7 protein-coding genes are annotated in these 6,825 nt (G+C 46.8%); all 7 read left to right on the top strand.

What is annotated here, in order from left to right; translation table 11 throughout:
• The first annotated feature begins 267 nt into the window (after positions 1-267).
• The 7 genes from prfA to BBA02S_RS16350 all read left to right on the top strand — a co-directional run bounded on the left by prfA (position 268) and on the right by BBA02S_RS16350 (position 6,764).
• Positions 268-1,338, top strand: a complete 1,071-nt coding sequence (gene prfA / locus BBA02S_RS16385) for a peptide chain release factor 1 (RefSeq protein WP_041095427.1) — start codon at positions 268-270, stop codon at positions 1,336-1,338.
• A 1-nt stretch (position 1,339) separates the two neighbouring features.
• Positions 1,340-2,194: a peptide chain release factor N(5)-glutamine methyltransferase gene (prmC, locus tag BBA02S_RS16380; RefSeq protein WP_041113807.1), complete on the top strand. Its 855-nt coding sequence runs from the start codon at positions 1,340-1,342 to the stop codon at positions 2,192-2,194.
• 59 nt (positions 2,195-2,253) lie between these two features.
• Positions 2,254-2,943: a stage II sporulation protein R gene (spoIIR, locus tag BBA02S_RS16375; RefSeq protein ID WP_041113806.1), complete on the top strand. Its 690-nt coding sequence runs from the start codon at positions 2,254-2,256 to the stop codon at positions 2,941-2,943.
• A 211-nt stretch (positions 2,944-3,154) separates the two neighbouring features.
• Positions 3,155-4,207 carry an L-threonylcarbamoyladenylate synthase gene (locus BBA02S_RS16370; protein WP_041113805.1) on the top strand — a complete coding sequence of 351 codons (1,053 nt, stop codon included), beginning with the start codon at positions 3,155-3,157 and terminating at the stop codon, positions 4,205-4,207.
• Between the two features lie 179 nt (positions 4,208-4,386).
• Positions 4,387-4,926, top strand: coding sequence for a manganese efflux pump MntP (locus tag BBA02S_RS16360; protein ID WP_041095419.1), 540 nt, complete (start codon positions 4,387-4,389; stop codon positions 4,924-4,926).
• Positions 4,927-5,014: 88 nt separating this feature from the next.
• The gene (locus BBA02S_RS16355; protein WP_061786757.1) at positions 5,015-5,485 is read left to right on the top strand and encodes a low molecular weight protein arginine phosphatase; all 471 of its coding nucleotides are present in this window, start codon (positions 5,015-5,017) and stop codon (positions 5,483-5,485) included.
• On the top strand, positions 5,475-6,764 hold the full coding sequence (locus tag BBA02S_RS16350) for a methyl-accepting chemotaxis protein (protein WP_041095417.1): 1,290 nt from the start codon (positions 5,475-5,477) through the stop codon (positions 6,762-6,764). Before BBA02S_RS16355 ends, BBA02S_RS16350 begins: the two co-directional genes overlap by 11 nt.
• The last annotated feature ends 61 nt before the right edge of the window (positions 6,765-6,825 follow it).

Here is a 6,825-nt window from a genome sequence, read left to right as displayed (position 1 = left end):
GCCGGAGTCTTCGCGCCTTCCATTGCAATCAACTTAGTGACAGAATAGGGAAGTCGTACAGCCATACGGAGGAAAAATGGGATCACCAAGCGGCTGAATCAAAAATCAGACGTCTTTTCTATTTTGTATGAGGGTGGGAGCGGTTGATTTCCATTCCAGGCGCTTTGCTTTCCGCAGGGCAGCGGGCTCCGCTTTTCTTTTTACATTGTGCTGGTTTTTTCTATATATTATAATGATAACATTATGGACGAAATTTGAGGTGACGCTATGTTTGACCGTTTACAGGCGGTAGAGGACCGCTATGATAAGTTAAATGAACTGTTAAGCGATCCGGAGATTGTGAATAATCCGGCCAAGCTGAGAGATTATTCGAAGGAACAGTCGGACATTCAAGAGACCGTGCTCGTGTATCGTGAATATAAAGAAGCAAAGCAGCAATATGAAGATGCCAAGGCGATGCTTGATGAAAAGCTGGATGCCGAGATGCGCGAAATGGTGAAAGAGGAAATTGGCGAATTAGAAGAGCAGCTTGAACAGCTGCAAGAGCGGCTGAAAATTCTTTTGATCCCGAAAGACCCGAACGATGATAAAAACGTGATCATGGAAATTCGCGGAGCAGCCGGCGGGGATGAGGCGGCGCTGTTTGCTGGCGATTTGTACCGCATGTATAGCCGTTATGCTGAGATGCAGGGCTGGAAAACAGAAGTAATTGAAGCGAATTCAACGGGACTTGGCGGCTATAAAGAAATTATTTTCATGATTAACGGAAAAGGCGCGTTTTCAAAAATGAAGTATGAAAATGGAGCGCATCGTGTGCAGCGTGTACCGGAAACGGAATCAGGCGGCCGTATTCATACATCCACAGCGACAGTGGCCTGTCTTCCTGAAGCGGAAGATGTGGAAGTGGACATTCACGAAAAAGATATTCGCGTGGATACCTTTGCGTCCAGCGGACCAGGCGGGCAAAGTGTAAATACTACGATGTCTGCTGTTCGTTTAACGCATCTTCCAACTGGCATTGTTGTTTCCTGCCAGGATGAAAAATCACAAATCAAAAATAAAGAAAAAGCCATGAAAGTGCTCCGCGCCCGCATATATGATAAGTTTCAGCAGGAAGCTCAGGCAGAATATGATGCACAAAGAAAATCAGCGGTCGGTTCAGGTGACCGTTCTGAGCGTATTCGCACATACAACTTCCCGCAAAACCGTGTGACTGACCATCGCATCGGATTAACCTTGCAAAAGCTGGATCAAATTTTGGAAGGCAAGCTGGATGAGGTGCTTGATACCCTTATTATGGAAGAACAGTCTTCCAAGCTTGAGAACTTGCAGGATTAATATGACACAAAAGATATACGAGGCCCTGCGATGGGCTTCTTCTTTTTTACAAGAGCGGCAGCGGGATGAGAATGCGGGCGAGCTGCTTTTGCAGCACATATTAAAGATGAAACGGTCAGAACTCTTGGCGAATGTGCGCGAATCGCTGACAGAGCAGCAGCAGCACGCATTTGTGGAAATGGTCAGCCGTCATGGAGAAGGCGTGCCGATTCAGCATATGATTGGCGAAGAGCAGTTTTATGGACGAGACTTTATTGTAAATGAAGAGGTGTTAATTCCCCGGCCGGAGACAGAGGAGCTTGTTTGGCACGCGCTTGAGGACATCCATCAGCATTTTGCCAAGAAGGAATTGACACTGGCGGATATCGGCACCGGCAGCGGCGCAATTGCGGTAACGATGAAGCTTGAACGTCCGGAGCTTGCTGTATATGCTACGGACCTCTCAGAAAAAGCGCTGCATACAGCGAAGCAGAACAGTGAGGCATTAGGGGCGGATATTTCTTTCTTCCAGGGCGATCTGCTGGCTCCGTTTATTGAAAAGGAAATCAAGCTCGATGTTGTTCTTTCTAATCCGCCCTATATTCCGCTGGCAGATCGGAAAGAGCTGTCAACGGTGGTGATCGATCATGAGCCGGAAATGGCTTTGTTCGGCGGAGAGGATGGGTTAGATATTTACCGGCGGCTATGCAGGCAGCTGCCGGATGTGCTCCACCCGAAAGCCCTAGTCGGCTTTGAAATCGGAGCGGGCCAGGGAGAAGCGGTGGCGGCTCTGCTGCAAGGCGCTTTTCCGCAGGCGGCCGTCAGTGTGAAAAATGATATAAATGGCAAAGACCGAATGGTTTTTGCAAAAATTTAATAGTTTCATTGTTTAAGTTTTTCTTTTCTGGACAGACTGGTTTCCAGGAGGGGAAAATAATGAATAGATTAATTGCAGGCATTTATTTACTCATATTATCAATTGGTACAATTTTAAGTTTATATATTCCTGATCATGCAGCAGAGGCAGAGGAAACAATTGTGATTCCAAAGGAAGCCATCCGGCTGCGCATTCTTGCCAATAGTGACAGCGCTGCTGACCAAGAATTGAAGCGGAAAATCAGAGATGACGTGAATAAAGAAATTACCAAGTGGGTAGCCGGTTTAGATTCTTTGCCGGAAGCCCGCCGCCTTTTAAAAAGCAAATTGCCGGAAATTGAAGAGATTGCTATGAAACGTGCTGAAAAAGAAGGCATACAAGCTCCTATTAAAGTGAACTTTGGAAAAGCTAAGTTTCCGACAAAGCTATACGGACAATTTTTGTATCCTGCCGGCGAATACGAAGCAATCGTCATTACCGTTGGAAAAGGAGAAGGGGCCAATTGGTGGTGTGTACTCTACCCGCCGCTTTGCTTTCTCGACTTTTCAAACGGAGCAGCGGTTAGCCCGGGTGTGGAAGAAAGCAGCGAGCCGAACCAAGATCCGAACCTAAAGCAAGATTCAGACCAAGACCGGAACCAAGATCCGAATCTGAAGCAAGAGCCAGAGCCGGTATATGCAGAGGGAGAACCGGAAAAGCCGGAGATAAAACTGGCGATTGTAGAGCTTTTCAAGCGGAAAGATTCATAGACTTTTCCACTGTGGATAAAATAGCAATCACTAATTTTTCTGAAATTTATCCACAGTTACCCACAGGTTTATAAACAAAGCAGAAATAATTATCCACACAATGTGGATAAAAAAGATGATTTTGTGCATATCTTTCCAATAAAAACGAATTTATGCACAAGAAACATAGAATTTATCGAAAATAACAAGAAATGAACGATAGGTGAGCAAAATGCGAACAAAACATTGGCATGTGGATAACAGTGTGGATGTTTTAGACACATATCCACAAATTGAAGAAGCGGCAGAGTTATTAAAGCAGGATGAGGTAGTAGCTTTCCCTACGGAAACGGTTTATGGATTAGGAGGCAATGCGTTATCAGATCAGGCGGCTGCCAAAATATTTGCGGCAAAAGGCCGGCCGGCTGATAATCCGCTGATTGTTCATATTGCCTCAAAGCAGCAAGTAGCAGACATAGCAGCTAACATATCACAAACAGCTGAACGTCTAATGGAAGCGTTTTGGCCGGGTCCGCTGACGGTTATTCTGGAAAAGCAGCCGAACCGGCTGTCTCAGCTTGTCACTGCCGGGCTGGAAACGGTAGCTGTACGCATGCCGGATCATCCTGTAGCGCTGGCTGTGATCCATAAATGCGGCTTGCCGATTGCTGCTCCAAGCGCAAATCGTTCAGGCAAGCCGAGCCCTACATCAGCTAGGCATGTCCAAGACGATCTTGATGGCGTGATCGCCGGCATTATTGACGGAGGCGATACCGGAGTCGGTGTGGAGTCTACTGTGGTAGACTGTACCGGAAGCATTCCAGTGATTTTGCGGCCAGGCGGCATTACAAAGGAAGACATTGAAGCGGTAGTGGGAGAAGCAGCTATTGACGCTGCTTTAACAGATATGAATCAGCAGCCGAAATCGCCGGGAATGAAATACAAGCATTATGCCCCGGAGGCCCCTGTTTATTTGCTGAATGGCAGCCGCAGCTGGGTGCAGTCCAGGATTAACGAACAGCGGCAGGAAGGAAAGAAGGTCGGTTTGTTAACAACAGAGGAGAATCTCTCCTTCTATGAGGCGGATGTCATTTTGCCTTGCGGACGCCGGGACGATTTACGGACGGTGGCTCATTCTCTATATGAGGTGCTGCGGGCTTTTAATGAAACCGATGTCGATATCATTTATTCCGAAACCTTTCCAACTGATGGAGTGGGGCTCGCTATTATGAACCGGCTCGAAAAAGCGGCGGCTCACCGCTGGCTGCATGAAAAACGAAAATAAAGAGAAAAGATTTCGGACAGCAGTGTCAGACTGCATGATCCGGAGTCTTTTTTTTATTTATCCGAAGAGGCTTCAAAAGGGAATAGACCGTTTCTTCCTGGAACGGCAAGAAAGTATTTCTGCCTTCCTGCATATGTTGGAAAGAGGCACGTCCAACAAGGAAGGGAATGAAATAGAACATGGGTGAAGTGGTTACATTAAGCACGCTGGCTTTAGCATTAGGCATGGATGCTTTCTCGGCAAGCCTGGGAATGGGCATGGCGCCAATCAGGCTGCGGCGGATTTTTTTTATTGGCATTATTATCGGCAGCTTTCATATTATTTTGCCGCTTCTTGGGATGGTGGCCGGCCGGTTTGTGACAGATACGTTTGGCACGATTGCTGCTTTGATCGGCGGCTTGCTGTTAATTATTGCCGGCGCCCAAATGATCATTGCTTTTTTCCAGCGGGAAGAAGAAGAAAGAACAGCGCCTGTCGGCTGGAAACTAATGCTCTTCTCTTTAATTGTCAGCCTGGATAGCTTTTCCGTCGGTCTGACGCTTGGGATTTATGGGGCTAAAGTTCTGCTCGTGCTTATGCTATTTGGCGGTATCGCCGCAGCCTTAACATGGAGCGGGTTATTGGCTGCCAGAAAGGCCGGCAGGTGGCTGGGACCATACAGCGAAGCTTTTGGCGGCTGTGTGCTGCTGGCGTTCGGGTTCAAGTTGCTTTTTCTTTAATTGGAAAAATATATAGAGCTTTTTACCCTCTTTTGGGAAAAATCTTATATAATAAAAACATAAGACGACAGCTGGAGGGTGAAAACAGTTGAATATATTGTTTGTATGTACAGGGAATACGTGTAGAAGTCCGATGGCAGAAGCGATTTTGAAGGATAGAAAGCAAGAATGGGAGGTGCGTTCTGCTGGTGTTTATGCCGCAGCAGGCAGCGGGGCATCCGCGCATACAATGGCAGTTTTAAAGGAAAATCAGATTTCTTTTCAACATGTTTCCCAAGGGTTAGGCAAGGATGTAGTCGAATGGGCTGATGCTATTTTTACTATGACAGCCAGCCATAAGCAAGCTGTTCTTTCTTTATTTCCGGATTGTGCAAATAAGTTATGGACATTAAAAGAATTTGCTAAAGGAGAACGCGGAGATGTAGCTGATCCGTATGGAGGCTCGATTGAAGAGTATCGGCAAACATATGAAGAACTGGATGAATTGATTACAGAAGCTCTTAAGAAAATGCAAAGTGAAGCAGGGGACGTTCCGGAAAGGGGCCATCATGGAGAATAGAAATGCAGCGAAATTCGGGTTAAGAAAGAAACTGGTTGTTCTTGTTACGCTTTTAGCTCTTATTACTTATACAACGAGCGGCTTTTTTATTTATTATATTTATCCTACTTACTTTTCGTGGATGGATCAAATGCTGTTCACGGTGGTCACCTTGTTATTGGGAATCATGTGGTCGGGGATTCTTGCTTATGTAGCCGGCGGCTATTTTGTTAAGCCGCTGAAACGGCTTGAAGCCGCCACGCTCGCAGCAGCTCAAGGAGATATTAAAGAGGATGTTGAACTTCCGGAAAGCGAAGATGAAATTCGTTCGCTCGGTATAGCGTTTAATCATATGCTCGGTAATTTGCGGAACATGGTTCATAGCATTGACAATAATTTTGCTTTAACAAATGAAAGTGTGGTCCAAATATCTACAGAAGCGACAAAAGCTTCTCAACGGGCAGAAGAAATATTCCGGACAGTCGATGAAATTTCCGCCGGAGCTGAAAATTCGGCAGCAGCCATTCAATCGACGGCAGAATCTGTTGAGGACGTAACACATCTGGCTGCAGAAGTACAGTCGAAGGCGAAGGCCTCCGCCGTGCAAGCGGAAGAGATGGTGGAGGATTTGCAAGTAAACAAGGAGATTTTTCAGTCGCTGATTTCCGGGATGGAGAAGCTGTCGGTGGAGAATGAGGAGTCACTCGAAGCGGTTAAGCGGCTTGAAACCAATGCGCGCAAGGTCGAACAAATTATTCAGCTCGTCGGCGATATGGCAGCCCAGACGAATCTGCTGGCTTTAAATGCTTCCATCGAAGCGGCGCGTGCGGGCGAGCACGGCAAAGGCTTTGCGGTCGTTGCTGAAGAAGTGCGCAAACTCGCTGATGAAAGCGCCAAGGCAGTCAGCGGCATTTCTGAACTGATCCAGCATATTCAGCAGGAAGTAGATCAGGTTGTCCAAAAAATTTCCTCGCAGGTGAGGACAGTCAGCAAAGAAGTGCAGAACGGATCTCAAGCCAATTCAGCGATTGAACAAATGACCGGGAAGATTCATGAGGTGGCAGAGGCGGTGCAGATCATTTCGAGGCTTGTGGACAAGCAGCTGGACAGCATCCAGCAAACCTCTAACCAATCAGAAGAGGTGGCAGCGATTGCCGAAGAAACGTCTGCAGGAGCTGTGGAAGTGACCCGGGCAACGAAAGATCAAACAGAAGTGATGCATGACATTGAAAGAGCCGCTATGCAGCTGAAGAAGCAAGCGGAAGAGCTGAAATCAACCATTACAAAATTCCAGCTTTGAACGCCTTAGCCTTTTCATTTTTCTTCTCCTGTGACAAAATAGAAGAAAAATCGGCTATGCC

Origin of the sequence: Bacillus badius NBRC 15713 (assembly GCF_001591605.1) — a bacterium.
GTDB lineage: Bacteria > Bacillota > Bacilli > Bacillales > Domibacillaceae > Pseudobacillus > Pseudobacillus badius.
The sequence above is the reverse complement of the archived record's forward strand: the minus strand, read 5'-3'. Positions and strand labels throughout refer to the sequence as shown.

Excerpts from the sequence above, each read along its gene's own strand:
- prmC (WP_041113807.1), top strand. The coding sequence starts at position 1,340 with ATGACACAAAAGATATACGAGGCCCTGCGATGGGCTTCTTCTTTTTTA.
- prfA (WP_041095427.1), top strand. The coding sequence starts at position 268 with ATGTTTGACCGTTTACAGGCGGTAGAGGACCGCTATGATAAGTTAAAT.
- BBA02S_RS16350 (WP_041095417.1), top strand. The coding sequence starts at position 5,475 with ATGGAGAATAGAAATGCAGCGAAATTCGGGTTAAGAAAGAAACTGGTT.
- BBA02S_RS16370 (WP_041113805.1), top strand. The coding sequence starts at position 3,155 with ATGCGAACAAAACATTGGCATGTGGATAACAGTGTGGATGTTTTAGAC.
- spoIIR (WP_041113806.1), top strand. The coding sequence starts at position 2,254 with ATGAATAGATTAATTGCAGGCATTTATTTACTCATATTATCAATTGGT.
- BBA02S_RS16360 (WP_041095419.1), top strand. The coding sequence starts at position 4,387 with ATGGGTGAAGTGGTTACATTAAGCACGCTGGCTTTAGCATTAGGCATG.